We start from the raw sequence: 24479 nt of genomic DNA on the forward strand, positions 1-24479 counted from the left end.
TATCTCTCCGGACTCAGCGGATTCAGCGGGACTCGCCCGGTTTCTGTTGATCGATGCCCGGGCCCGAACGACGGCGCACCGTCGGCTTGCCCGTGCGCGCCTGCGCCTGAGGCGCGGTGCGCGGCGCGGCGACAGCGGTCTTCGTCTTGCCCTTCGCCGTCTTCACGATCTCGTCGACGGGCGATTCGTCGCCGCGTTGCGCCGCGAGATAGGCGGCCGCTGCAGCTTCGGCGCTCGCGCCATCCGGACGCCACACCTGGCCGATCGCGAGCGACTTCAGCTTCTTCTTGCCGCCGTACCACAGGTTCACGAGGCCGCGCGAGAAGAACACCGCCGAAAACATCGACGTCAAGATGCCGATACAGTGCACCACCGCGAAGCCGCGCACCGGGCCCGAACCGAACGCGAGCAGCGCGAGGCCGGCAATCAGCGTCGTGACGTTCGAGTCGAGAATCGTCGCCCAGGCGTGCTTGAAGCCTTCCTGAATCGCGGTCTGCGGCGGCGCGCCGTTACGCAGTTCCTCGCGGATACGTTCGTTGATGAGCACGTTCGCGTCGATCGCCATACCGAGCGCGAGCGCGATAGCCGCGATACCCGGCAAGGTCAGCGTCGCCTGAAGCAGCGAAAGCACGGCGACCAGCAGCAGCAGGTTCACCGACAGCGCCAGCATGGAGAACACGCCGAACAGCAGGTAGTACGCGATCATGAAGACGGCGATCGCGGCGAAACCGTAGGTCACCGAATCGAAGCCCTTCTTGATGTTGTCCGCGCCGAGACTCGGGCCGACCGTGCGTTCCTCGATGATGTCCATCGGCGCGGCGAGCGAACCGGCGCGCAAAAGCAGCGCGAGATCGGTTGCGGCTTGCGGCGTCGGCTGGCCGGTGATCGAGAAGCGGTCGCCGAGTTCGGACTGGATGGTCGCGACCGTCAGCACTTCGCCCTTGCCCTTCTCGAACAGCACCATCGCCATCGGCTTGCCGATGTTGTCGCGCGACACGGCCGAAACCGCGCGTCCGCCAGCCGAATCGAGACGGATGTTGACCGACGGGCGCTGATGCTCGTCGAAGCCCGCCGACGCGTCGATGATGCGGTCGCCGGTGAAGATCACCTGCTTGCGCAGCAGCACGAGGCGGTCGCCTTGCTTGAACGCTTCGTCGCCGGGCGGCACTGCGTCGTTCGGGCCGATATACGTGTTGACCGGATCCGCGAGACGCGCTTCGAGCGTCGCCGTGCGGCCGATGATGTCCTTCGCCTTCGCCGTATCCTGCACGCCCGGCAATTCGACGACGATGCGATCCGAGCCCTGTTGCTGGATCACCGGCTCCGCGACGCCGAGTTCGTTCACGCGGTTATGCAGCGTGGTGATGTTCTGCTTGAGCGCGCTGTCCTCGACCGTCTTATGCGCAGCCGCCGAGAACGTGCCGACGACCTGGAAGCCGTCGGCGCCCTGACGCGTCGTCCATTGCAGCTCGGACACGCCGGTTTGCAGCAGCGTGCGCGCGTTGTCGGCGCCGGCCTGATCGGAGAAATTCACGACGACCGACTGCCCGACGCGGTTCACGCCGCCATCGCGGATATTGCGATCGCGCAGATAGGTGCGCGCGTCGGCGGCGTCGGAGTCGAGCTTCTTGTTGAGCGCGCCGGCCATGTCGACCTGCAGCAGGAAGTGCACGCCGCCGCGCAAGTCGAGACCGAGGTACATCGGCAACGCATGCAGGGCCGTCAGCCAGCGCGGCGAGGCGCTCTGCAGGTTCAGCGCGACGATGTAATGCGGATCGCTCGGGTCGGTGTTCAGCGTCTTCGAAAGCAGATCCTTCGCGTGCAACTGCGTGTCGGTGTCTTTCAGGCGCACGCGGATGTTCGCGTTCAGTTGCGAATTGTCGAACGTGACTTCGTCGGCCTTGATGTTGCTCGCGGCGAGCGCGGCTTCGACGTTCGCAAGCGTCGCGGAATCGAGCTTGACGGTCGCCTTGCCGCTCGACACCTGCACTGCGGGCGCTTCGCCGAAGAAGTTGGGGAGCGTGTACACGAGGCCGATGACGAGCGCCACCAGCATCACGACATACTTCCAGAGGGGATAACGATTCATGGGAGTGGCCGACCGGAAAGTTGGCTTCGGAGGAGAGGGCGTCCGGCGTTATGCGCTGCGAGCCGGTCGGGAAGACTCGGACGGCTCGGTGAGCGAGGCCGCGCCGGACGCGGTGGAACGAGTGGCCTTACAGCGACTTGATGGTGCCCTTCGGGAGAATGGTCGTCACGGCCGCCTTCTGGATCGTGATTTCCGTGCCTTCGGCGATTTCCACGCCCACGTAGGCGTCCGTCACCTTCGTGATCTTGCCGACGATGCCGCCGTTCGTCACCACTTCATCGCCCTTGGCCATGGCGGCGAGCATGTTGCGATGCTCCTTCTGACGCTTCATTTGCGGACGGATCATGATGAAGTACAGCACCGCGAACATCAGGATCAGCGGCAGGAAGCTCATCAGGCTCGATTCCGCGCCACCCGCGGTTGCGCCTTGTGCAAAGGCATTGGAAATGAACGACACGTTGGTCTCTCCGTTAAAACGTCACAAATACGTTCGAAAAACTCGAATAGAAATTAGCCCGCTATTCTACCACTCGCCCATGCCGCGAGACTCCGGGAATGCGCTTTGTCATCAAGCCGTTACGGTGCGGATTTGCGGACTCGCACGGCATTTCGCGAAGCGGTAGAAAGGCGATTGTAATGCGGGATCGGCGGTTCCGATTGCGGATTCAATCGACGCCGCGCGCGCGATTCTCCGCAAAGGTCTTGCGGAACGCTTCGAACGTGTGATTTTCGATCGATTCGCGCACTTCGCCGATCAGTTGCAGGTAGTAATGCAGGTTGTGGATCGTGTTCAACTGCGCGCCGAGAATCTCGCCCACGCGATGCAGATGATGCAGATAGCCGCGCGTGAAATTCCGGCAGGTATAGCAGGCGCAGGATTCGTCGAGCGGCTTCATCGAATTCTTGTGCGTCGCGTTCTTGATCTTGAGATCGCCGAAGCGCGTGAAGAGCCAGCCGTTGCGCGCGTTGCGCGTGGGCATCACGCAATCGAACATGTCGACGCCCGCCGCGACGCCCGCGACGAGATCTTCGGGCGTCCCGACGCCCATCAGGTAATGCGGCTTGTCGGCGGGCAGCTTCGGGCCAATGTGATTCAACACACGCATCATGTCTTCCTTCGGCTCGCCGACCGACAATCCGCCGATCGCGAAACCGTGAAAGCCGATGTCCGAAAGGCCCGCGAGCGATTCGTCGCGCAGGTCTTCGAACATGCCGCCCTGCACGATGCCGAACAGCGCGTTCGGATTGCCGAGCTTGTTGAACTCGTCGATGGAGCGCTTCGCCCAGCGCATCGACATGCGCATGGAATCGGCGGCGTCCTTGTGCGAGGTCGGAATGCCGTTGGTCGAATAGGGCGTGCATTCGTCGAACTGCATGACGATGTCGGAGTTCAGCACCTTCTGGATCTGCATCGACACTTCGGGCGACAGGAAGAGCTTGTCGCCATTGATCGGCGACGCGAACGTGACGCCTTCTTCGGTGATCTTGCGCAGTTCTCCGAGTGAAAACACTTGAAAGCCGCCGGAGTCGGTAAGGATCGGCCGGTTCCAGCCCATGAACTTATGCAGGCCGCCGTGAGCACCGATGACTTCGAGACCCGGCCGCAGCCACAAATGAAACGTGTTGCCGAGGATGATCTGCGCGCGAATTTCTTCGAGTTCGCGCGGCTGGATCGCCTTGACGGTGCCGTAGGTGCCGACCGGCATGAAGATCGGCGTTTCGACGACGCCGTGATTGAGCGTGAGGCGGCCGCGGCGCGCCTGGCCGTCGGTCGTCAGCAGTTCGAACTTGAGGCCGTTGTCGGGCGGCGTGTGATTCTCGGTCATGTAGATTCCTGTGCTACCGGAAAACAGTCCGGCGCGTAGGGTTGAAAAATGTCATGCGCGCGTGAGGAGCATCGCGTCGCCATAACTGAAGAAGCGGTATTTCTGCTCGATCGCGTGGCGATATGCGTCGCGGATCGTTTCCATGCCGGCGAATGCGGAGACCAGCATCATCAACGTCGACTTCGGCAAGTGGAAATTCGTCACGAGCCGGTCGACGACGCGGAATTCGTAGCCCGGCGTGATGAAGATATCGGTTTCGGCCTGCGTCGCAGAAAGCGGGCGATTCGCTTGCGCGGCATCGCGCGCGGCGGCTTCGAGCGCGCGCATCGACGTCGTGCCGACCGCGATCACCTTGTTGCCGCGCGCCTTCACCGCCGCAATGCGATCGACGAGCGATTGCGGCAGGTCGTACCACTCGCTGTGCATCTTGTGCTCGGCGATATTCTCGACGCGCACCGGCTGAAACGTGCCCGCGCCGACGTGCAGCGTCAGCGTCGCGCGCTCGATGCCGCGTTTTTCGAGTTCGGCGAAGAGCGCATCGTCGAAATGCAGGCCGGCGGTCGGCGCGGCGACCGCGCCCGGATTTGCCGCATAGACCGTCTGATAGCGCGTTTCGTCGTAAGCGTCGGCGTCATGCTCGATGTACGGCGGCAGCGGCAAGCGCCCGTATTGCTCGATGAGCGTCAGGCACTCCGCCGGAAAGTGCAGCGTGTAGAACGGTTCGACACGTTCGCCCACGGTCACGTCGAACGCGTCCGCGAGACGGATCGTCGTGCCTTCGGCCGGGCTCTTGCTCGCGCGGATCTGAGCGAGCGCCGTGGTCGCGCCGGTCAGTCGCTCGACGAGCACTTCGACGCGTCCGCCGCTGGCCTTCTGGCCTAGGAAGCGCGCCTTCAGGACTTTGGTATCGTTGAAGACCAGGAGATCGCCGGCATCGAGCAGACCCGGCAGCTCGGAGAAACGCCGGTCGACGAGCTTGCCGCCGGACACGTCGAGCAGACGGCTCGCGCTGCGCTCGGCGAGCGCGCTCTGCGCGATCAGCTCGGGCGGCAGATTAAAATCGAAATCGGAAAGCGTGAACATGGCTTGAACGTAGCGCGAACAGGACGCGAAGAAACCGCATTCGCGCCGAACAAACCTCATATTGTACTTGCGAAGAGAGCCGATGCCCTTGTCCGACCGCCGCGTAACCGCCTCGACCGATCCGCTGGCCCTGGAGGAAAGCGACGCGCCGCGCGCCGCCGCGCCGTCGAAGAAGAAGGCGAAGGCGGACGAGAAGCCGAAAACCGTCGTCAAGACGGCGGACAAGCTCGCCAGGCTCGGCCTCAAATCCGACATCGATCTCGTGCTTCATCTGCCGATGCGCTACGAGGACGAAACATCGCTCACGCCCATCGGCGAGATGATTCCGGGCGATGTCGCGCAGACCGAAGGCGTCGTGTTCGACAACGAGATCGCATACCGGCCGCGCCGCCAGTTGCTCGTCAAAATTCACGATGACGCCGGCGACGAACTCACGCTGCGCTTTCTCAACTTCTACGGCTCGCAGGTCAAGCAGATGGCGATCGGCGTGCGGCTGCGCGTGCGCGGCGACGTGCGCGGCGGCTTCTTCGGGCTGGAGATGGTGCATCCGGCGGTGCGCCCCGTCGATGACGGCACGCCGCTGCCGCAGGCGCTGACGCCGGTGTATCCGTCGACGGCGGGAATCTCGCAGGCCTATCTGCGCAAGGCGATCGACAACGCGATCACGCGCGTCGATCTGCCGGAACTGCTGCCGGCGCCTGTCGCCAAGGCGCATTTGCAGCCTCTGAATGTGCCCGGTCTGCTCGATGCCGTGAAGACGCTGCATCATCCGCACGCCGATTCCGACGAAACCGCGCTCATCGACGGCACGCATCCGGCGTGGACGCGCATCAAGTTCGAGGAATTGCTCGCGCAGCAGTTGTCACTCAAGCGTGCGCACGAAGAGCGCCGCACGCGCGCCGCGCCCGCGATGCCGCGCCGCCTGCCCGACGACGACGCGTCGCTCGTCGTGCGTCTCCTGCGCGCGCTGCCGTTCGCGCTGACCGGCGCGCAGCAGCGCGTGGTCGCGGAAATCGCCGGAGAACTGACGCTCGCGCATCCGATGCAGCGTCTTTTGCAAGGCGATGTCGGCAGCGGCAAGACAATCGTCGCTGCGCTCGCGGCGGCGCAGGCCATCGACGCGGGTTATCAGGCCGCGCTCATGGCGCCGACCGAAATTCTCGCGGAACAGCACGCGCGCAAGCTGCGCGGCTGGCTGGAGCCGCTCGGCGTCACCGTCGCGTGGCTCGCGGGCAGTCTCAAGGCAAAGGAAAAACGCGCGGCGCTCGAAGCGGCGGCGCTCGGCACGGCGAAGCTCGTCATCGGCACGCACGCGATCATTCAGGACGCGGTGGAGTTCGCGCGCCTCGGCCTCGTGATCGTCGATGAACAACATCGCTTCGGCGTCGCGCAGCGGCTCGCGTTGCGCGCGAAGGCGCTGAATGCGGCGGACGGACGCGCCGACTTCCAGCCGCATCAATTGATGATGTCCGCGACGCCGATCCCGCGCACGCTCGCGATGACCTATTACGCCGACCTCGATGTCTCGACCATCGACGAACTGCCGCCCGGCCGCACGCCGATTCTCACCAAAGTCGTGTCGGACGGCAGGCGCGACGAGATCATCGGCCGCGTGCGCGAGGCGGCGCTCACCGGAAGGCAGGTGTACTGGGTGTGTCCGCTGATCGAGGAAAGCGAGACGCTGCAGCTACAGACCGCCGTCGAAACATACGAAACGCTCGTCGCCGCGCTGCCGGAACTGCGGGTGGGGCTGGTTCACGGTCGGCTCGCGCCCGCCGAAAAAGCCGCCGTGATGGACGCGTTTTCGCGCAACGAAGTGCAACTGCTCGTCGCGACGACGGTGATCGAAGTCGGCGTGGACGTGCCGAATGCGTCGCTGATGGTGATCGAGCATGCGGAGCGGTTCGGTCTCGCGCAACTGCATCAGTTGCGCGGCCGCGTGGGGCGCGGCAGCGCGGCGTCGGTGTGCGTGCTGATGTACGCGAATCCGCTGTCGCAGACGGCGCGCGCGCGCCTTTCGACGATGCGCGAAACCACCGATGGCTTCGAGATCGCGCGCCGCGACCTCGAAATCCGCGGCCCGGGCGAATTTCTGGGCGCGCGGCAATCCGGCGAAGCGATGCTGCGCTTCGCCAGTCTTGAAAATGACGGCTGGCTGATCGAGCCCGCGCGCGCCGCCGCCGATCAGATGCTCGCGCAATTCCCCGACGCCGTCACACGCCATCTCGCGCGCTGGCTCGGCGCGCGCGAGCACTATTTGAAGGCGTGACTGAACTCGCGCAAGTCATCTCGGTCCCTATTTAGCGGAGTAAACCGGCGAATCGGCAAAAGTTGTCGAACGGCGGTTGCCGGGTGTATAACTCAAACCTATCGAATCAATGTATTTCATTGGCCTCCAATGACCCTCACTGAACTGAAGTACATCGTCGCGGTTGCGCGCGAACGGCATTTCGGCCGCGCCGCCGAGGCGTGCTTCGTCAGCCAGCCGACGCTCTCGGTGGCAATCAAGAAACTCGAAGACGAACTCAACGTGCAGATCTTCGAGCGCGGGACGAGCGAAGTCAGCGTGACGCCGATCGGCGAGCAGATCGTGACGCAGGCGCAGCGCGTGCTCGAACAGACACTCGCCATCAAGGAAATCGCCAAGCAGGGCAAGGATCCGCTCGTCGGCCCGTTGCGGCTGGGCGTGATCTATACGATCGGGCCGTATCTGCTGCCGACTCTCGTCAAGCAGATGATCAAGTCGGTCCCGCAGATGCCGCTGATGCTCCAGGAGAACTACACCCTCAAGCTGATCGAACTGCTCAAGCAGGGCGAAATCGATGTCGCGATCATGGCGCTGCCGTTTCCCGAAACCGGTCTGATGGTGCGCGCGCTGTATGACGAGCCGTTCGTCGTTGCGATGCCGTCGGGTCACGCGTGGGAAAACCGTCCGAAGATCGATCCGGACGATCTCAAGCAGGAAACCATGCTGCTGCTCGGCAGCGGCCATTGCTTCCGCGATCACGTGCTCGGCGTGTGCCCCGAACTCATGCGCTTTTCGCAGAACGCGGACGGCATCCAGAAGACGTTCGAAGGCTCGTCGCTGGAGACGATTCGCCATATGGTCGCAAGCGGTGTCGGCATTACGGTGCTGCCGCGCATGTCGGTGAGCGAAGTGAAGCCGCACGCGGCGGGCATCGATTCGGGCTTGCTGAGCTATGTTCCGTTCGACGAACCCGTGCCCGACCGCCGCGTGGTGCTTGCGTGGCGCAAGAGCTTTACGCGCATGCCGGCGATCGACGCGATCTCGGATGCCATTGCGCAATGCGATCTGCCGGGCGTGAAGAAGCTCGATATGCCCGTCGCCGTCAACTAAGCACACGCAGTCCACGCAAACGCCGCACTCCTCCGATGGAGTGCGGCGTTTTCATTTCGGCGGCGCCGCGCCTATCGTATAGATAAAATTAATCGAATTAGATATATCGATAGTTTGAGTTACGATCTCTCTCACAGTCTTGCCAAGAGAGGAATCCATGACCGCCGCGACCATCTTCGACCGCTACGGAAACATCAGCGACATCGTGCTCGCGTTCCTCGCCGATTCGCCCGCGTCGCTTAAGCGCGCCACCATCATCCAACGCAAACGCACAAACAGGAGCATCACGATGACGACCCAACGACTCACGACCGCCGCGGGCGCACCCGTCGGGGACAACCAGAATTCGCAGACCGCCGGCCCGCGCGGTCCGGTTACCTTGCAGGACTTCTGGCTGGTCGAGAAACTCGCGCACTTCGATCGCGAAGTGATTCCCGAGCGGCGCGTCCACGCAAAAGGCTCCGGCGCGTTCGGCACGTTCCGCGTGACGCACGATATCTCGCGCTACACCAAGGCGAAGCTGTTCGCGGACATCGGCAAGGAAACGCCGATCTTCATGCGCTTTTCGACGGTCGCGGGCGAGCGCGGCGCCGCCGATGCCGAGCGCGACGTACGCGGCTTCTCGATCAAGTTCTACACGGAAGAAGGCAATTGGGACGTGGTCGGCAACAACACGCCGGTGTTCTTCATCCGCGATCCGCTCAAGTTTCCCGACTTCATCCACACGCAGAAGCGCGATCCGTACACGAATCTGCGCAGCAACGTCGCGGCTTGGGATTTCTGGTCGCGTCATCCGGAATCGCTGCATCAGGTGACGATTCTCATGAGCGACCGCGGCATTCCGAAGAATTACCGTCAGATGCACGGCTTCGGTTCGCACACGTTCTCCTTCGTCAACAAGGACGGCGAGCGCTTCTACGTGAAGTTCCACTTCAAGTCACAGCAGCCGCTCGACAACTATACGGACGCGGAAGCCGCCGCCGTGATCGCGGGCGATCGCGAGAGTGCGCAGCGCGATCTCGTCGACAACATCGATAACGGCAACTTTCCGCGCTGGAATTTCCGCATTCAGGTGATGACGGAAGAAGAGGCAGCGAAGTCGAAGATGAATCCGTTCGACATCACGAAGGTGTGGCCGCACAAGGACTATCCGCTGATCGACGTCGGCGTGATCGAGTTGAATCGCAACGCGCAGAACTACTTCGCGGACGTGGAGCAGGCCGCGTTCACGCCGGCGAACGTGGTGCCGGGCATCGGCTTCTCGCCCGATCGGCTGTTGCAGGGGCGTCTGTTCTCTTACGGCGATACGCAGCGTTACCGGCTTGGCATCAACCATCACCAGATTCCAGTGAATGCGCCGCGCGCGGCCGTGGCCAACGTGTTTCATCGCGATGGCGCGATGCGCACCGACGGCAATCTCGGCGGCCGCGTCAACTACGAGCCGAACCGCTGGGGCGAATTCGCGCAGGATGCGAGCGCGAACGAGCCGCCGCTCGCGGGCGGCACGGTGTACCGCTACGACCATCGCGAAGACGACGATTACTACAGCCAGCCCGCGGCGCTCTTCAGGCTGTTCGATGACGCGCAGCGCGAGCGCTTCTTCGGCAACATCGCGCGGCACATTCACGGCGTGCCGAACGATATCGTCGCGCGGCAGATCGAGCATTTCCGTCGCATCGATCCGGCTTACGCGCAAGGCGTGATCGACGCGCTCGCGACGCTCGGCCAGATCGTCGACGAGGAAAACGCCGCTGCCGTCTGACGGCATCGATTCGAAACACAGGAGAAAGCATCATGTCCGAAGCGTTGATTCACATTGCGCAGGCCGTCGACCGGATCGAAGCGACGAGCGTGCAGGCATCGCGCGGCGTGCGCGTCGCGATTGCGTTCGGCATCGTCGCGGCGGGGTATGGACTCGTTGTCGCGGGCGGTGTCGTGGGCGCGTGAAAGCGTCGCTGTGCCACGAATCGTTCCCCGTTTCTACGCTAAACTGTCGAACGCTCGAAACGCCGCGCCGCGCAAGCCGCGCGCGGCGTTCGCACTGCTCGAATCACTCTCACGGAGTCAACATGGCGAAGAAAGGCATTGCACCTGCCGTCAACATCGGCATCAGCGACAAAGACCGCAAGAAGATCGCCGACGGGCTGTCCCGGCTGCTGGCCGACACCTACACGCTGTATCTGAAGACCCACAACTTCCACTGGAACGTGACGGGTCCGATGTTCAACACGCTGCATCTGATGTTCGAGACGCAGTACACCGAACTCGCGCTCGCCGTCGACTCGATCGCCGAACGCATCCGCGCGCTGGGCGTGCACGCGCCGGGCAGCTACAAGGAGTTCGCGAAGCTGTCGTCGATTCCGGAAGCGGACGGGGTGCCGGCCGCGGAAGACATGATCCGCCAGCTGGTGGAAGGTCAGGAAGCCGTGGTGCGTACCGCGCGCGAAATCTTCCCGGCGACGGAGGCCGCCAACGACGAGCCGACCGCCGATCTGCTCACGCAACGCATGCAGACGCACGAGAAGACCGCGTGGATGCTGCGCGCGATGCTCGCGTAAAGCGCGCTGCTTCGAAGCGACGAAACCCCGCTCTCATGCGGGGTTTTTGTTTTTCGGGCTGTTCTAAAATAGCTTGTCGTGAATTTTCGCTGCCAGGTCCGTCATGCTCGCCCGTCTTCCGCTCTACATGCGCCTCGTGCGCCTCGACAAGCCCATCGGCAGCCTTCTGCTCTTGTGGCCGACGCTCAATGCGCTGTGGATCGCGTCCGATGGCCGGCCATCGCCGATGCTGCTCGTCATCTTCACGCTCGGCACCATCCTCATGCGCTCGGCGGGCTGCGCGATCAACGACTACGCCGACCGCGACTTCGATCGTCATGTGAAGCGCACGGCGGAGCGGCCGATCACGTCGGGCAAGATCAAGGCTTGGGAAGCGGTGGCGCTTGCGGCGGCGCTCTCGCTCGTCGCGTTCCTGCTGATTCTTCCGCTCAACACGCTCACAAAGGAGTTGTCGGTGTTCGCGCTCTTCGTGGCGGGCTCGTATCCGTTCACGAAGCGCTTCTTCGCGATTCCGCAGGCATACCTCGGCATCGCGTTCGGCTTCGGCATTCCGATGGCCTTCGCCGCCGTGCAGAACCACGTGCCGATGCTCGCGTGGATCATGCTCGCGGCGAACGTATTCTGGTCGGTCGCGTACGACACCGAATACGCGATGGTCGATCGCGACGACGACATCAAGATAGGCATTCGCACGTCCGCGCTGACCTTCGGCCGATACGACGTGCTCGCGGTGATGCTCTGCTATGCGGCGATCCTCGCGATTTACATCGGCATCGGCATTGCGCTCGGCTTCGGCTGGCTCTACTGGCTCGGGTGGATCGCGGCGGCGGGCTGCGCGGTGTATCACTATGGGCTGATTCGCAATCGTGAACGCATGGCGTGCTTTGCCGCGTTCAAGCACAACAACTGGCTGGGCGGCATGCTATTCGCGGGCATCGCGCTGCATTACGCACTGGCCGGCTGATCCTCGTTGCAAGAACGTGCCCCATGACTCTCGCCGGTCCGCGAAACAGTGTGAGAACGAAAAATTTGTTCACAGCGCGGCATCGGGGCTCTATCTTTGATAAGTTCGTGAGTTAGGCAATCGCTTAATCGTTCGGGAATGCAGACAATATGGCATCCCGAATAGGCGGCGATTCATTTACGGACATCTCGTTTTCTATATCGACGGGCAGGACACCGCCGCGCGCACGCACGGCGGCGTTCGCTCGCCTGTTTCATTTTCTGTGGGTCAGTCATGGGTTTTCTTAAGCGTTTCGATCTGGCCGGACTCGTTGCCGGATATGGCATCACGCATCTCGTCGAAACGGGCTATGGACGAGGCGACGGTTGTCGCGCAGCGTTGGACGCCGGTTTCACGAAAGCGCTGTCGTGCGAGATCTTCGAGCCGCTTTTCGCCGCCGCTGAACAGAGCGAACGCCTTCATGTGACGCATGCGGACAGTCTCGCCTTCCTAGGCTCCCAAGTGGTGACTGACGCACTGGCAGGACGGCGCTGCCTCGTTTTCCTCGACGCGCATTATCCCGGCGCGGATTTCGGCGGACAGAGCTACCGGAGTGAGGAGCACACCGAGACCGTGCGGCTGCCGTTGCTGGCCGAACTCGAGCGTCTGCGCGGGCGTGCGGACGACGCACTCATCGTGCTGGACGATGTTCGCATCTACCGGCGCGATTTTCGGACGAGCGGCGGAGCACTTCCTGAATCCGTCGAAGACGGCTTCGAGCAGGAAGCGGCGTTTCTGGCCTTGCTCGCGTCGTTCGACTCGACACACACGCTGCACTGGCATGGCGAAGACACGGGCTACGCGGTGCTGTGGCCGCGGGCGTGGGGCGAGTACGCACTCAGGAAGTGGTTGCTGCCCGGCGATCAGACGCGGCCGTTGCTGCTCACGCTGGGCGTTCCAGGCACGACGTGCATATCGCTCAATCGCCGTTTGCTCGATGCCCGCTTCAGCAATCGCTGGCTCGTGGGCAACGGGCTCGATGTCGGCGGCGGCAACGACAGCATCGCGCTGTACCGGTCGCTGTTTCCGCGCATCGGCAGCGTGACGGTCTACGAGTGGGAGCAGGGCGACGCGCAGTATCTCGACAACGTGCAGGACGACAGCTTCGACTTCGTCTACTCCGGGCACTGCCTCGAACACATAATGGACCCGCGCGTCGCGCTGCGTCACTGGTTGCGCGTGCTGAAGCCGGGCGGGCATCTCGTCATCACCGTGCCGGACGAGGACATGTACGAGCAGGGTGTGTGGCCGTCGACGTTCAACGACGATCACAAACATACGTTCACGTTGTGCAAGCGCCAGAATTGGTCGCCCGTTTCGATCAACGTGCTGGATCTGCTGCGCGAATTCGACAGCGAAGTCAGCGTGAAGAAGGTCGAACTGCTGGATCACAGCTTCCTGCAGGGCATGGAACGCTACGACCAGACGCGGACCGCATTCGGGGAATGCGGCATCGAGTTCGTCGTGCAGAAACTTTGAGCGAGCGCGGCGCCCTCACGCGCCGCCCAGCTCGTCTCCCATCTCCTTCGCGCGCGCTTGTGCTGCAAGCGCGCCACGCACGATCGCGTCCTTCACGCCGTCTTCATCGAACGATGCGAGCGCCGCCGCCGTCGTGCCGCCCTTCGATGTCACGCGCTCGCGCAGCACGCTCGCAGGTTCCCCCGATTGCGCCGCGAGTTGCGCCGCGCCGGTGAAGGTCGCGACCGCGAGCGCGCGTCCCTGGCTCTCGTCCATGCCGAGGCGGCGCGCCGCTTCCTGCATCGCTTCGATGAAATAGAACACGTATGCCGGACCGCTGCCGGAAATGGCGGTGACGGCGTCGAGCTTCGATTCGTCGTCGAACCAGACGGCCGTGCCGACCGCTTCCAGCACTTGCGATGCGAGCGCCTTCGCCGCATCGGTCACGCCGGGCAGGGCGGCGAGGCCGGTCACGCCCATGCCGATCAGCGCGGGCGTATTCGGCATCGTGCGCACGATCTGCGCGTAGCCACCGAGCCAGCGCGAGAGATCGGCCGCGCGGATGCCAGCCGCGATGCTGATGATCGTCTGCTTCGACAGATGCGGCGCGAGCGCTTCGCCGACGCTCTTCAGCACTTGCGGCTTCACCGCGAGCACGATCGCATCGTAGCCGGCGAGCGTTGCGTCGACCGCCGCGCCCGTCGCGATGCCGAATTGCTTCGCGGTGCGCGCGCGCGCTTCGTCGTTGATATCGACGGCATAGATGTCAGCGGGCGCCGCGCCGCGCTTGATGAGACCGCCGATGAGCGCCGCGGCCATGTTGCCGCCGCCGATGAATGCAATTTTCATGATGGATGGTGAGTTCAGGTGGTGTAAGTACGCGCGCCGAAAATCGCAGTGCCGATTCGCACCATCGTCGCGCCTTCGAGCACGGCGGCTTCGAGATCGGCGGACATGCCCATCGAGAGCGTGTCGAGATCGAGGCCGTCCGCGCGCAGCGTGTTCATCAGTTCGCGCAGACGCGCGTGCGGTTGGCGTTGTTCGTCGAGTGTTCCGGCAGGTTCGGGAATCGCCATCAAACCGCGCAGTCGAAGTCCGGGCAGCGCGGCAATCGCATGCGCGAGCGCGGCGCATTCTTCCGGTTCGACGCCGCTCTTCGATGCCTCGCCGCTCACGTTCACCTGCACGCAGACGTTCAGCGCAGGCGCGCCCGGCGGACGTTGCGCGCTCAGGCGTTCGGCGATTTTCAGGCGGTCGATCGAATGCACCCAGTCGAAGTGTTCCGCGACGACCTTCGTCTTGTTCGATTGCAGCGGCCCGATGAAATGCCATTCGATTTCGCCGCGCAGATCCGCGAGATCGGCGATCTTCGCGACGCCTTCCTGCACGTAGTTCTCACCGAACGCGCGCTGGCCGGCGTCGAAGGCGGCGCGCACGTCGTTCGCGGGAAAGGTCTTCGACACGGCGAGCAGCGTGACGGACGACGCATCGCGCGACGCGTCGTGCGCCGCTTTCGCGATGCGTTGCCGGACTTCTTCGAGATGTTGTGCGATGGACATGCTTGAGGATCGAGGCGGTCGAGCCGCTCATTATACGAAGCGGCCTTATCCGTACAGCAGATGCTCCAGAAGTTGAATCCAGTGCGTGACGGGCGTCGACGTGCCGCTTTGCAGATGCGCGATACAGCCGACATTCGCCGACACGATCATTTGCGGTTCGAGCTTCTCCAGCCGATCGAGCTTCTGGTTACGCAATGTGTACGAGAGCTTCGGTTGCAGCACCGAATACGTGCCGGCCGAGCCGCAGCATAAATGGCTGTCGGCGGGCAGGCGCACTTCGAGTCCGAGCGCGCTCAGCAAATGCTCGACGCGTCCGCGAATCTGCTGTCCGTGCTGCAACGTGCAAGGCGGATGAAACGCCACCGTGTGCACGCTGCGACGGCGCGCGAGCGCGACGAGTTCCTCTTCGTACATCGGCAGGATTTCGGCGAGATCGCGCGTCAGATCGACGATCTTCTGGGCCTTCTCGGAGTACGCCGGATCGTTGCGCAGCAGATGCGCGTATTCCTTCACCGTCGCGCCGCAGCCCGACGCGTTCATCACGATCGCCTCGATGCCGCTTTCGACATACGGCCACCATGCGTCGATGTTGTTGCGCACGTCGTCGAGCGCATCGTCGTTATAACCGAGATGCAGGCGGATCGCGCCGCAGCAGCCCGCGCCCGGCGCCGTGACGATCTCGATGCCGAGCGCGTCGAACACGCGCGCCGTCGCCGTGTTTACGTTGGGCATCATCGCGGGCTGCACGCATCCGGCGAGCATCAGCATCTTGCGTTCGTGCTTGTTGGTCGGTGCGGCGAGCGGGCGCTCGGGCAGCGGAATCTTCGCGCGCAGCTTGCGCGGGAGAATGCCGCGAAACTGCTGGCCGAGCTTCATCGCGGGCGTGAAGAGCGTGCTGTTCGGCAGGAAGCTCGCGAGCAGACGCCGTTGCAGACGCTGGCGCACCGGCCGCTCGACTTTTTCTTCGACGACCTTGCGCCCGATCTCGACGAGCTTGCCGTATTGCACGCCCGACGGACACGTGCTTTCGCAGTTGCGGCACGTGAGGCACCGGTCCAGATGCAGTTGCGTGCTGCGCGTGACCGGCGCGCCTTCGAACATCTGCTTCATCAGATAGATGCGACCGCGCGGCCCGTCGAGCTCGTCGCCGAGCAGTTGATAGGTCGGGCAGGTCGCCGTGCAGAAGCCGCAATGCACGCACTTGCGCAGGATGGAGTCGGCTTCGTCGCCGTCTGCGGTGCCGCGAATGAAATCGGCGAGATTGGTTTGCATCGATGCGCCTAAAAGTCTGGATACAAACGCGCGCGATTGAAGATGCGCGCCGGATCGAACGCAACTTTCAATCCACGATGAATCTTCATGAGCGGCGCGGGCAGCGGCGTGAAGACGCCCGCATTGCGATCGTAGGCGGAGCCGGCGCGGAAGATCGTCGCGTGGCCGCCCGCCTGCTTCGCGCTGATGCGCACGGTTTGCGGATCGGTGTCGGTGATCCACCAGCGCTGCGCGCCGCCCCATTCCATCAATTGCGCGCCCGGCAGATGCAGCGGCTCGGCGATCGACGGCAGCGCGAGCCGCCACAGCGCCGAACGCGGCTCGATCACGGCGAAGAACGGATCGGTCTGCTCGCGCATGCCGATCCAGAAGCGGTCGGCTTCGACGGCATCGACGACTTCGCCGCCGAGCGTGTTGCGCGCGGTCTTCACGGCGGCCTCCGCGCCCGCGAGACGCAGCGCGAGCGTGCCGTCGCGCCATGCGCTGCCGCAGATCGGCAGCGGATGGCCGCCCCATTCGTTGAGCTTGCGCACGCCGTCTGTTGCGTGCATGTCGAACTTCAGCGTGGCTTCGGCGACGGGGCGCGGCAGCACCTTGATCGACAGTTCCAGGATCAGCCCGAGCGTGCCGAGCGATCCGGCGAGCAGGCGCGACACGTCATAGCCCGCGACGTTCTTCACCACTTGCCCGCCGAAGTGCAGCACCTGTCCGTGCCCGTTCATGATGACCGCGCCGAGCACGAAATCGCGCGGCGCGCCGGTCCACGCGCGGCGCGGGCCGGCGAGTCCCGCGGCGATGCAGCCGCCGAGCGTCGCGTTGCGCCCGAAATGCGGCGGCTCGAACGGCAGCATCTGATTGTGCTCGCGCAGCGCGGCTTCGATTTCGGCGAGCGGCGTGCCGCTTTTCGCGGTGATGACGAGCTCCGCCGGATCGTAGGCGATGATGCCGCGCCAGGCGCGCGTGTCGAGAATCTCTCCCTGGAGCGTCTGACCGTACCAGTCCTTGGTGCCGCCGCCGCGAATGCGCAGCAGCGCACCGGTTTCGGTGGCCCGGGCGATCCTCTCCGACCAGCCGGCGACGATGTCGTCCTGTTCCATGGATGTTCCGCTCTCGAATTCTGGTTTTCTATGGCAGTCCGGTCGATTGTACCGGCCGCTTAACCGCGCCACACGCGGGGAAACGTGGATAGCGGAACGCGTTCCCTTGGCTAGAAGCGCGGCAATTCCGGATGCGGCAAGAGCCCGCCGCGCACGTGCATCTTCCCGTACTCGGCGCAGCGCGCGCGTGTCGGAATGCCCTTGTCGGGATTGAGCAGGCCCGGCGGATCGAATGCGTGCTTCACGGCGAAGAACGCGTCGCGCTCTTCCGGCGAGAACTGCACGCACATCGAATTGATTTTTTCGATGCCCACGCCGTGTTCGCCCGTCACCGTGCCGCCCAGTTCGACGCAGCATTCGAGGATGTCGCAGCCGAACGCTTCGGCGCGATGCCATTCGTCGAGATCGTTGCCGTTGAAGAGAATCAGCGGATGCATGTTGCCGTCGCCGGCATGGAACACGTTGATGCAGCGCAGCGCATACTTCTTCTCCATTTCTTCGATGCGCGCGAGCAGCGGCCCGATCGCGCGGCGCGGCACCGTGCCGTCCATGCAGTAGTAGTCCGGCGAGATGCGGCCCGCCGCCGGGAACGCGTTCTTGCGGCCCGACCAGAACTTGAGCCGCTCGGCTTCCGATCGCGAAATCTGGATGCGCGATGCGCCATGCTCCCGCAGCACCGCCGTCATGCGGACGATTTCCTCGGCGACTTCGTCATGCGTGCCGTCGGATTCGCAGAGCAGGATCGCGGCGGCGTCGAGATCGTAGCCCGCGTTGACGAATTCCTCGACGGCGCGCGTCGCGGGCTTGTCCATCATTTCGAGGCCGGCCGGGATGATGCCCGCCGCGACGATCGCCGCCACCGCGTTGCCGCCTTTCACGACATCGTCGAAGCTCGCCATGATGACCTGCGCCGTCTGCGGCTTCGGAATGAGCTTGACGATGATCTCGGTGACGATCGCGAACATGCCTTCGCTGCCGATCAGCACCGCGAGCAGATCGAGGCCGGGCGCGTCGGGGCCGAGCGAGCCGAATTCGACGACATCGCCGTCCATCGTCACCGCGCGCACGCGCAGCACGTTATGAACCGTGAGTCCGTATTTCAGACAATGCACGCCGCCCGAGTTCTCCGAAACGTTGCCGCCGATCGTGCATGCGATCTGCGACGACGGATCCGGCGCGTAGTACAAACCGTAAGGCGCGGCGGCCTCCGATATCGCGAGGTTGCGCACGCCCGGCTGCACGGTCGCGGTGCGCGCGTAAGGATCGACTTCGACGATCTTCCGAAAGCGCGCGAGCGACAGCACGATGCCGTGGCGAATCGGCATGGCGCCGCCGGAGAGGCCGGTGCCCGCGCCGCGCGGCACGATCGGCACGGCGAGGCGCGCGCAGATCTGCACGACGCGCTGCACCTGCGCTTCGGTTTCCGGCAACGCGACCGCGAGCGGCAGACGCCGATACGCGGCGAGACCGTCGCACTCGTAGGCGGCGGTGTCTTCGTCCCGAAAAAGCAGGCAGTGCGTCGGCAGCACGGCCATCAGCGCCTGCACGACATCACGCTGACGCGCGGCGAGTTGGTCCTCGCTCAGTTCGGGCGCGTCTTCGTGCGGCAGATTGGGTGATATCTGCTCGGGTTTGAGCTCGTCGGGTGCGTTCACGTCTCCTCCTTTTTCGATGCCTGCGCTGTCGGCGCGCTTATGTCATGTGTGCATCTTGCGCGACTTCGTCAGCCTTCGAAAGCGAAGATTTTCCCCGGGTTCATCAGATTCTTCGGATCGAGCGCCTGCTTGATCGCGCGCATCGTATCGACGGCGTCCGCGCCGTGTTCATCGACGAGAAAGCCCATCTTGTGCAGCCCAACGCCGTGCTCGCCCGTGCACGTGCCGCCCATCTTGAGCGCGCGTCCGACAATCAGCCGGTTGGTGCGCTCGGCTTCTTCCAGCTCTTCGGGCTTGGCCGGATCGAGCAACATCGCGACGTGGAAGTTGCCGTCGCCCACATGGCCGACGATCGGGCTCGGCAAGTACGAGCCTTGCAAGTCCTTTTCGGTTTCCTCGACGCATTCGGCGAGGCGCGAGATCGGCACGCAGACATCGGTCGTGACGGCGCGGCAGCCGGGCTTCAGTTGCAGCATCGCGAAGTAGGCGGAGTGGCGCGCGTTCCAGAGACGGCTGCGGTCTTCGGGGCGCGTCGCCCATTCGAAGTCTTCGCCCTTGTTCTCCGCAACGATGTCCTGCACGGTCTGCGCCTGTTCCGCGACGCCGGATTCGGTGCCGTGAAACTCGAAGAACAGCATCGGCGATTCGCGCAGCGTCAGGTTCGAATGTTTGTTGATGGCGCGCACGGCGAGTTTGTCGACGAATTCGACGCGCGCGATCGGCACGCCCATCTGGATCGTTTCGATGACGGCGCGCACGGCGTCGCCCATCGACGGAAACGCGCACACGGCCGCCGAAATCGCTTCGGGCTGCGGATAGAGGCGCACGGTAATTTCAGTGATGACGCCGAGCGTGCCTTCGGAGCCGACGAAAAGGCGCGTGAGGTCGTAACCCGCCGACGATTTGCGTGCCCGCGTGCCCGTCTTGATGATGCGGCCATCGGCGAGGACGACGGTGAGCGCGAGGACGTTTTCGCGCATCGAACCGTAGCGCACGGCGTTGGTGCCGGAGGCGCGCGTCGCGGACATGCCGCCGATGCTCGCGTCCGCGCCGGGATCGATCGGGAAGAAGAGGCCGGTGTCCTTGAGCGCTTCGTTCAGTTGCTTGCGCGAGATGCCGGGCTGCACGGTGACTGTGAGGTCTTCGGCGTTGATCGAGACGACCTGATTCATCTCCGACAAGTCGATGGAGACGCCGCCTTGCACCGCGAGCAGATGCCCTTCGAGCGACGAGCCGTTGCCGTAGGGAATGATCGGCACGTCGTGTTCTGCGCAGAGTTTGACGATGGTCTGGACTTCGTCGGTGCTGCGCGCGAAGACGACGGCGTCGGGCAGTTGCGGATCGAACGGTGATTCGTCGCGGCCGTGGTGTTCGCGCACGGCTTGCGCGGTGGAGACGCGGTCGGCGAATTGCTGCTTCAGTGCATCGAGAAGCGCGGCGGGGAAGGGGCGTTTCTGGAGCGCCTGATGTTCGGTGGGGTGATTCACGAATTGTCTCCGGGCGGGGCGGCTTTGGCGTCTGTCTGGGCGCGGGATGTTTATCTCATTTTACGCCGTTGAGGCACTGGCCGGCGCGGCGGGCTTTTGCGCAGAGGCGCGTGCCTATAATGGGCCGGTTTTGTCTGCTGACCAGGGAGTCGATGATGGGCCACCGCTTGAGCAAGATCGCCACACGCACCGGCGATGATGGAACGACGGGTCTGGGCGACGGAAGCCGCGTTTCGAAGGACGATGCGAGGATCGCCGCGATCGGGGATGTGGATGAGTTGAATTCGTGCATCGGCGTTTTGCTTTGTGAGGCGATGCCGAGCGATGTTCGGGATGCGCTTACTCGGATTCAGAACGATTTGTTCGATCTTGGCGGGGAATTGTCGATTCCGGGGCATTCGATGATTCAGGAATCGCATCTTGCGCAACTTGATGCGTGGCTGGAAGAGTACAACGCTACTTTGCCGCCGTTGACGGAGTTTATTTTGCCGGGCGGATCGAGAGCGGCGGCATTGGCGCATGTCGCGCGCACTGTCTGTAGGAGAGCGGAGCGGGCGATTGTGGCGCTCGGGCGTGTCGAGCCTGCCGGAGTTAATGAAGCGCCGCGCAGGTATGTAAATCGGTTGTCGGATTTGATGTTTGTGTGGGCGCGCGTGTTGAATCGGGCGGATGGTGGGGTTGACGTACTATGGGGCGGTCCTTCGCAGCCTGAATAACCCGGACGGGAGCTTCGGTAATAATTGACGAATATTATTGCGCAGACAATTGTTGAAAAAACGCCAAAACAAAATTCGAGATTCGCGAGTTTGCACACTTCAAGAAAAATATGCGACGTTGTAGGCGGCGCGAATGATTGCATCATAATTACTCGTATATTACGAAGATTTTATTGAATGCGGTGTGAAAGGACGGGACGTGCACAATATATTTCTTTAGCGGCGGATAGGGCCGCGCCACATAAGGCGCGGGACGAATTTGATGATGTCGTCAGTCACCGGCAGAAACGCTGCGAAAAGCCGCCTGAGCGGCTTTGTATCGTTAGTTTCCGCTGCGCCGCGTTACGCGTCGTTGTTTTACAGCCTCCGCCAGCCCTTCCAGCAGCCCCACGCTCTCCTCCCACCCGATACAAGCATCGGTGATGCTCTGCCCATACGTCAGTTCACAACCTTCCTTCAAATCCTGCCTCCCAGCAACAAGATGCGACTCCACCATCACGCCCACGATCCGCTCATCCCCCGCAGCAAGCTGCTTGCCGATATCCTCACAAACCGGAATCTGATTCTCATGCTTCTTCGAGCTATTAGCATGACTGGCATCGATCATCAACCGCGCAGCTAAACCCGCCTTGCCGATATCCGAGCAAGCCGCATCGACACTAGCGGCATCATAATTCGGCGCTTTACCTCCGCGCAAAATGATATGGCAATCTTCATTGCCGGCAGTAGAAACAATCGCCGAATGCCCGCCCTTCGTGACAGAAAGAAAATGATGCGGTTGTGAAGCGGCTTTGATGGCATCGACGGCGATCTTCACATTACCATCCGTGCCATTCTTGAACCCCACAGGACACGATAACCCGGAAGCCAATTCTCGATGCACCTGCGATTCGGTCGTACGCGCCCCAATCGCCCCCCAGGAAATCAGATCGGCGATGTACTGCGGACTAATCATATCGAGGTACTCGGTCCCCGCCGGCAGCCCGAGCTCATTGATATGCATGAGCAACTCGCGCGCAGCGCGTAACCCGTCATTGATCTTGAAGCTGTTATCCATATACGGATCGTTGATGAGCCCCTTCCATCCAACCGTCGTGCGCGGCTTCTCGAAGTACACGCGCATTACGATCTCGAGTTCGCCAGCAAAGCGACGACGCTGCTCGATCAACCTTCCCGCATACTCCATCGCCGCGCGAGGATCATGAATAGAGCAGGGCCCGATGATGACGATCAACCGGTCATCCATCCCGTGAAGAATGCGATGCATCGACTGCCGCGCGTTGTAGATCAGCTCCGAAACCGGCTCGGCGCAAGGAAACTCGCGGATCAGATGCGCGGGCGGCGTCAGCTCTTTCAATTCACGGATGCGAACGTCATCGGTATTGTGCGGGGGCATTTCGGTTCTCCTGCTGCGCGTGCTATTCGAACTAAAGAAGGCGAAAAAAAAACCGCCAGACTCGCTGGCGGTTTTCTCGGGAATTCGGTTTGTTCAACCTGTGTACGACTCACCCTCTCGATCCGCCAGCGGTCTGAGATGCCAAAAGAAATAAAAATAAAACTTGGCGGACATGATGGTTCGAAGGCGTGTCAAAAAGTTGTGACTGCTTTTATAACCTCAAACGTACGGCGCTGACAACCCCGCGACTACGAGAACGCGGACAATCCGCATCGGACCTTGCGGCGACACCGCAAAAACACGCATCCGATGCGGAAAATCCGCATAGATCACACCGTCCCGCCGACCGTCATCTTCTCGATGCGCAACGTCGGCTGACCGACGCCCACCGGCACGCTCTGGCCTTCCTTGCCGCACACGCCGACGCCGCTATCGAGCGACATATCGTTGCCGATCATCGTCACGTACTTGAGCGACTCCGGCCCGCTGCCGATCAGCGTCGCGCCTTTCACCGGATACGTGATCTTGCCGTTCTCGATCATGTACGCCTCGGACGCCGAGAACACGAACTTGCCGTTGGTGATATCGACCTGACCGCCGCCGAAATTCACCGCGTACAAGCCGTTTTTCACCGACGCGAGAATCTCCTGCGGATCCTTGTCGCCGTTGAGCATGTACGTGTTCGTCATGCGCGGCATCGGCAGCGCGGCGTACGATTCGCGGCGCGCATTGCCCGTCACGGGCATCTTCATCAGGCGCGCGTTCAACGAATCCTGAATGTAGCCCTTGAGAATGCCGTCTTCGATCAGCGTCGTGCACTGCGTCGGATTGCCTTCGTCGTCGATGTTGAGCGAGCCGCGCCGGTTCGGCAGCGTGCCGTCATCGACGACCGTGACGCCTTTCGCCGCGACCTGCTCGCCGATCATCCCCGCGAACGCCGACGATCCCTTGCGGTTGAAATCGCCTTCCAGCCCGTGCCCGACCGCCTCGTGCAGCAACACGCCCGGCCAGCCCGGCCCGAGCACGACGGTCATCGCGCCGGCCGGAGCGGGGCGCGCTTCGAGATTGACGAGCGCGGCATGCACGGCATCGTCGACGTACTTCTGCAGGATCGCATCCGTGAAATAGCCGTAGTCGTAACGTCCGCCGCCGCCGCCGGTGCCGATCTCGCGCCGGCCGTTCTGCTCGGCGATCACCGTGACCGACACGCGCACGAGCGGGCGCACATCCGCCGCGAGCGCGCCATCGCTGCGCGCGACGAGCACGACGTCGTATTCGCCGGCCATGCCCGCCATCACCTGCGTGATGCGCGGATCCTTGGCGCGCGCCATCTGCTCGACGCGTTCCAGCAGCTTCACCTTCGCCGTCGCATCGAGCGAATGGAGCGGATCGGCGGCGAGGTACAGATCGCGGCCCGACACGCCCGTGAGCGAGCTCGCCGGCTTGACCTTGTGCTTGCCGCCGCCCGCCTTTGCGATCGCGCGCGTCGCGAGTGCGGCTTGGCGGATGGATTCGGGCGAAAGGTCATCGGAATAGGCGAACGCCGTGCGCTCGCCGGACACGGCGCGCACGCCGACGCCCTGATCGATGCTGAAACTGCCCGATTTGACGATGCCTTCTTCGAGGCTCCACGCTTCGCTGCGCGTGGACTGGAAATAGAGATCCGCGTAATCGACGCGATGCGTGAAGATTTCCGCGAGCGTGCGGGTGATCAACCCTTCGTCGAGGCCGTAGGGCGTCAGCAAAACGTCCTTCGCCGTGACCAGGTTGCGAATGCCGGGTTCGATGATGTTCATGCGGTGCCTATTGCGTGTTCTGTGACGTTCGATGATATTTCAGACGATTTGCAGCCCAAATGTGCAGCCTATTCTAAGGGCTCATTGCGTCAGGTCATGTGCGGGGAAAAACCCGCGTCTTCAAGT

Annotated in this window: 21 protein-coding genes; 8 read left to right on the forward strand and 13 right to left on the reverse strand. The window is 63.1% G+C overall.

Features of this window, described 5'->3' with window-relative positions; translation table 11 throughout:
* Positions 1-22: 22 nt before the first annotated feature.
* The 4 genes from secD to queA form a co-directional block, all read right to left on the reverse strand.
* Positions 23-2089 (reverse strand): protein translocase subunit SecD, encoded by a 2067-nt coding sequence (gene secD / locus AWB77_RS03485; RefSeq protein WP_061132947.1) that lies wholly within the window; start codon positions 2087-2089, stop codon positions 23-25.
* Between the two features lie 127 nt (positions 2090-2216).
* A complete protein-coding gene (gene yajC / locus AWB77_RS03490; protein ID WP_061132948.1) occupies positions 2217-2546 on the reverse strand; it encodes a preprotein translocase subunit YajC in 330 nt (109 codons plus the stop codon).
* Positions 2547-2754: 208 nt separating this feature from the next.
* Positions 2755-3915 carry a tRNA guanosine(34) transglycosylase Tgt gene (gene tgt / locus AWB77_RS03495; protein ID WP_061132949.1) on the reverse strand — a complete coding sequence of 387 codons (1161 nt, stop codon included), beginning with the start codon at positions 3913-3915 and terminating at the stop codon, positions 2755-2757.
* 51 nt (positions 3916-3966) lie between these two features.
* Positions 3967-4998, reverse strand: a complete 1032-nt coding sequence (gene queA, locus AWB77_RS03500) for a tRNA preQ1(34) S-adenosylmethionine ribosyltransferase-isomerase QueA (RefSeq protein ID WP_061132950.1) — start codon at positions 4996-4998, stop codon at positions 3967-3969.
* 82 nt (positions 4999-5080) lie between these two features.
* Between queA and recG the strand changes: the two genes are divergently transcribed.
* The 6 genes from recG to ubiA all read left to right on the forward strand — a co-directional run bounded on the left by recG (position 5081) and on the right by ubiA (position 11878).
* Complete coding sequence (gene recG, locus AWB77_RS03505) at positions 5081-7267, forward strand: ATP-dependent DNA helicase RecG (protein WP_061132951.1); 2187 nt, start codon at positions 5081-5083, stop codon at positions 7265-7267.
* 129 nt (positions 7268-7396) lie between these two features.
* Positions 7397-8356 (forward strand): hydrogen peroxide-inducible genes activator, encoded by a 960-nt coding sequence (locus AWB77_RS03510; protein ID WP_061132952.1) that lies wholly within the window; start codon positions 7397-7399, stop codon positions 8354-8356.
* 289 nt (positions 8357-8645) lie between these two features.
* Positions 8646-10118, forward strand: a complete 1473-nt coding sequence (locus tag AWB77_RS03515) for a catalase (RefSeq protein ID WP_061133156.1) — start codon at positions 8646-8648, stop codon at positions 10116-10118.
* A 32-nt stretch (positions 10119-10150) separates the two neighbouring features.
* Positions 10151-10303 carry a hypothetical protein gene (locus AWB77_RS35570; protein ID WP_157694739.1) on the forward strand — a complete coding sequence of 51 codons (153 nt, stop codon included), beginning with the start codon at positions 10151-10153 and terminating at the stop codon, positions 10301-10303.
* Between the two features lie 122 nt (positions 10304-10425).
* The gene (locus AWB77_RS03520) at positions 10426-10914 is read left to right on the forward strand and encodes a Dps family protein (protein ID WP_061132953.1); all 489 of its coding nucleotides are present in this window, start codon (positions 10426-10428) and stop codon (positions 10912-10914) included.
* A 103-nt stretch (positions 10915-11017) separates the two neighbouring features.
* On the forward strand, positions 11018-11878 hold the full coding sequence (gene ubiA / locus AWB77_RS03525; protein WP_061132954.1) for a 4-hydroxybenzoate octaprenyltransferase: 861 nt from the start codon (positions 11018-11020) through the stop codon (positions 11876-11878).
* Between the two features lie 267 nt (positions 11879-12145).
* Here ubiA and AWB77_RS36690 read toward each other — a convergent pair whose 3' ends face one another.
* The gene (locus AWB77_RS36690; RefSeq protein ID WP_157694740.1) at positions 12146-12349 is read right to left on the reverse strand and encodes a hypothetical protein; all 204 of its coding nucleotides are present in this window, start codon (positions 12347-12349) and stop codon (positions 12146-12148) included.
* 33 nt (positions 12350-12382) lie between these two features.
* Here AWB77_RS36690 and AWB77_RS36580 point away from each other — a divergent pair, with 33 nt between their 5' ends.
* The gene (locus AWB77_RS36580) at positions 12383-13396 is read left to right on the forward strand and encodes a class I SAM-dependent methyltransferase (RefSeq protein ID WP_244158396.1); all 1014 of its coding nucleotides are present in this window, start codon (positions 12383-12385) and stop codon (positions 13394-13396) included.
* A gap of 15 nt (positions 13397-13411) precedes the next feature.
* On the opposite strand, the gene proC is transcribed toward AWB77_RS36580, so the two are convergent.
* From proC to AWB77_RS03560, 6 genes are all read right to left on the reverse strand, one after another.
* Positions 13412-14224 carry a pyrroline-5-carboxylate reductase gene (gene proC, locus AWB77_RS03535; RefSeq protein ID WP_061132955.1) on the reverse strand — a complete coding sequence of 271 codons (813 nt, stop codon included), beginning with the start codon at positions 14222-14224 and terminating at the stop codon, positions 13412-13414.
* Positions 14225-14238: 14 nt separating this feature from the next.
* The gene (locus AWB77_RS03540) at positions 14239-14934 is read right to left on the reverse strand and encodes a YggS family pyridoxal phosphate-dependent enzyme (RefSeq protein ID WP_061132956.1); all 696 of its coding nucleotides are present in this window, start codon (positions 14932-14934) and stop codon (positions 14239-14241) included.
* Between the two features lie 45 nt (positions 14935-14979).
* Positions 14980-16206 (reverse strand): glycolate oxidase subunit GlcF, encoded by a 1227-nt coding sequence (glcF, locus tag AWB77_RS03545; RefSeq protein ID WP_061132957.1) that lies wholly within the window; start codon positions 16204-16206, stop codon positions 14980-14982.
* Between the two features lie 8 nt (positions 16207-16214).
* Positions 16215-17303: a glycolate oxidase subunit GlcE gene (gene glcE / locus AWB77_RS03550; RefSeq protein ID WP_061132958.1), complete on the reverse strand. Its 1089-nt coding sequence runs from the start codon at positions 17301-17303 to the stop codon at positions 16215-16217.
* Positions 17304-17413: 110 nt separating this feature from the next.
* Positions 17414-18913 carry an FAD-linked oxidase C-terminal domain-containing protein gene (locus AWB77_RS03555; protein ID WP_208601491.1) on the reverse strand — a complete coding sequence of 500 codons (1500 nt, stop codon included), beginning with the start codon at positions 18911-18913 and terminating at the stop codon, positions 17414-17416.
* A 113-nt stretch (positions 18914-19026) separates the two neighbouring features.
* A complete protein-coding gene (locus AWB77_RS03560) occupies positions 19027-20445 on the reverse strand; it encodes an FAD-binding oxidoreductase (RefSeq protein WP_061132960.1) in 1419 nt (472 codons plus the stop codon).
* Positions 20446-20600: 155 nt separating this feature from the next.
* Between AWB77_RS03560 and AWB77_RS03565 the strand changes: the two genes are divergently transcribed.
* Positions 20601-21161, forward strand: a complete 561-nt coding sequence (locus tag AWB77_RS03565) for a cob(I)yrinic acid a,c-diamide adenosyltransferase (protein ID WP_061133158.1) — start codon at positions 20601-20603, stop codon at positions 21159-21161.
* 322 nt (positions 21162-21483) lie between these two features.
* Here AWB77_RS03565 and aroG read toward each other — a convergent pair whose 3' ends face one another.
* Together aroG and tldD are read right to left on the reverse strand one after the other, a co-directional pair.
* On the reverse strand, positions 21484-22557 hold the full coding sequence (gene aroG, locus AWB77_RS03570) for a 3-deoxy-7-phosphoheptulonate synthase AroG (RefSeq protein ID WP_061132961.1): 1074 nt from the start codon (positions 22555-22557) through the stop codon (positions 21484-21486).
* Positions 22558-22886: 329 nt separating this feature from the next.
* Positions 22887-24353, reverse strand: coding sequence for a metalloprotease TldD (tldD, locus tag AWB77_RS03575; protein ID WP_061132962.1), 1467 nt, complete (start codon positions 24351-24353; stop codon positions 22887-22889).
* Positions 24354-24479 lie beyond the last annotated feature (126 nt).

Source organism: Caballeronia fortuita, assembly GCF_001544835.2.
Taxonomy (GTDB): domain Bacteria; phylum Pseudomonadota; class Gammaproteobacteria; order Burkholderiales; family Burkholderiaceae; genus Caballeronia; species Caballeronia fortuita.

Excerpts from the sequence above, each read along its gene's own strand:
- tldD (WP_061132962.1), bottom strand. The coding sequence starts at position 24,353 with ATGAACATCATCGAACCCGGCATTCGCAACCTGGTCACGGCGAAGGAC.
- aroG (WP_061132961.1), bottom strand. The coding sequence starts at position 22,557 with ATGCCCCCGCACAATACCGATGACGTTCGCATCCGTGAATTGAAAGAG.
- queA (WP_061132950.1), bottom strand. The coding sequence starts at position 4,998 with ATGTTCACGCTTTCCGATTTCGATTTTAATCTGCCGCCCGAGCTGATC.
- AWB77_RS03515 (WP_061133156.1), top strand. The coding sequence starts at position 8,646 with ATGACGACCCAACGACTCACGACCGCCGCGGGCGCACCCGTCGGGGAC.
- glcE (WP_061132958.1), bottom strand. The coding sequence starts at position 17,303 with ATGGAACAGGACGACATCGTCGCCGGCTGGTCGGAGAGGATCGCCCGG.
- proC (WP_061132955.1), bottom strand. The coding sequence starts at position 14,224 with ATGAAAATTGCATTCATCGGCGGCGGCAACATGGCCGCGGCGCTCATC.
- secD (WP_061132947.1), bottom strand. The coding sequence starts at position 2,089 with ATGAATCGTTATCCCCTCTGGAAGTATGTCGTGATGCTGGTGGCGCTC.
- AWB77_RS03520 (WP_061132953.1), top strand. The coding sequence starts at position 10,426 with ATGGCGAAGAAAGGCATTGCACCTGCCGTCAACATCGGCATCAGCGAC.
- AWB77_RS35570 (WP_157694739.1), top strand. The coding sequence starts at position 10,151 with ATGTCCGAAGCGTTGATTCACATTGCGCAGGCCGTCGACCGGATCGAA.
- AWB77_RS03540 (WP_061132956.1), bottom strand. The coding sequence starts at position 14,934 with ATGTCCATCGCACAACATCTCGAAGAAGTCCGGCAACGCATCGCGAAA.
- glcF (WP_061132957.1), bottom strand. The coding sequence starts at position 16,206 with ATGCAAACCAATCTCGCCGATTTCATTCGCGGCACCGCAGACGGCGAC.
- tgt (WP_061132949.1), bottom strand. The coding sequence starts at position 3,915 with ATGACCGAGAATCACACGCCGCCCGACAACGGCCTCAAGTTCGAACTG.
- AWB77_RS03510 (WP_061132952.1), top strand. The coding sequence starts at position 7,397 with ATGACCCTCACTGAACTGAAGTACATCGTCGCGGTTGCGCGCGAACGG.
- ubiA (WP_061132954.1), top strand. The coding sequence starts at position 11,018 with ATGCTCGCCCGTCTTCCGCTCTACATGCGCCTCGTGCGCCTCGACAAG.
- AWB77_RS36690 (WP_157694740.1), bottom strand. The coding sequence starts at position 12,349 with ATGCGTCACATGAAGGCGTTCGCTCTGTTCAGCGGCGGCGAAAAGCGG.
- recG (WP_061132951.1), top strand. The coding sequence starts at position 5,081 with ATGCCCTTGTCCGACCGCCGCGTAACCGCCTCGACCGATCCGCTGGCC.
- AWB77_RS03565 (WP_061133158.1), top strand. The coding sequence starts at position 20,601 with ATGGGCCACCGCTTGAGCAAGATCGCCACACGCACCGGCGATGATGGA.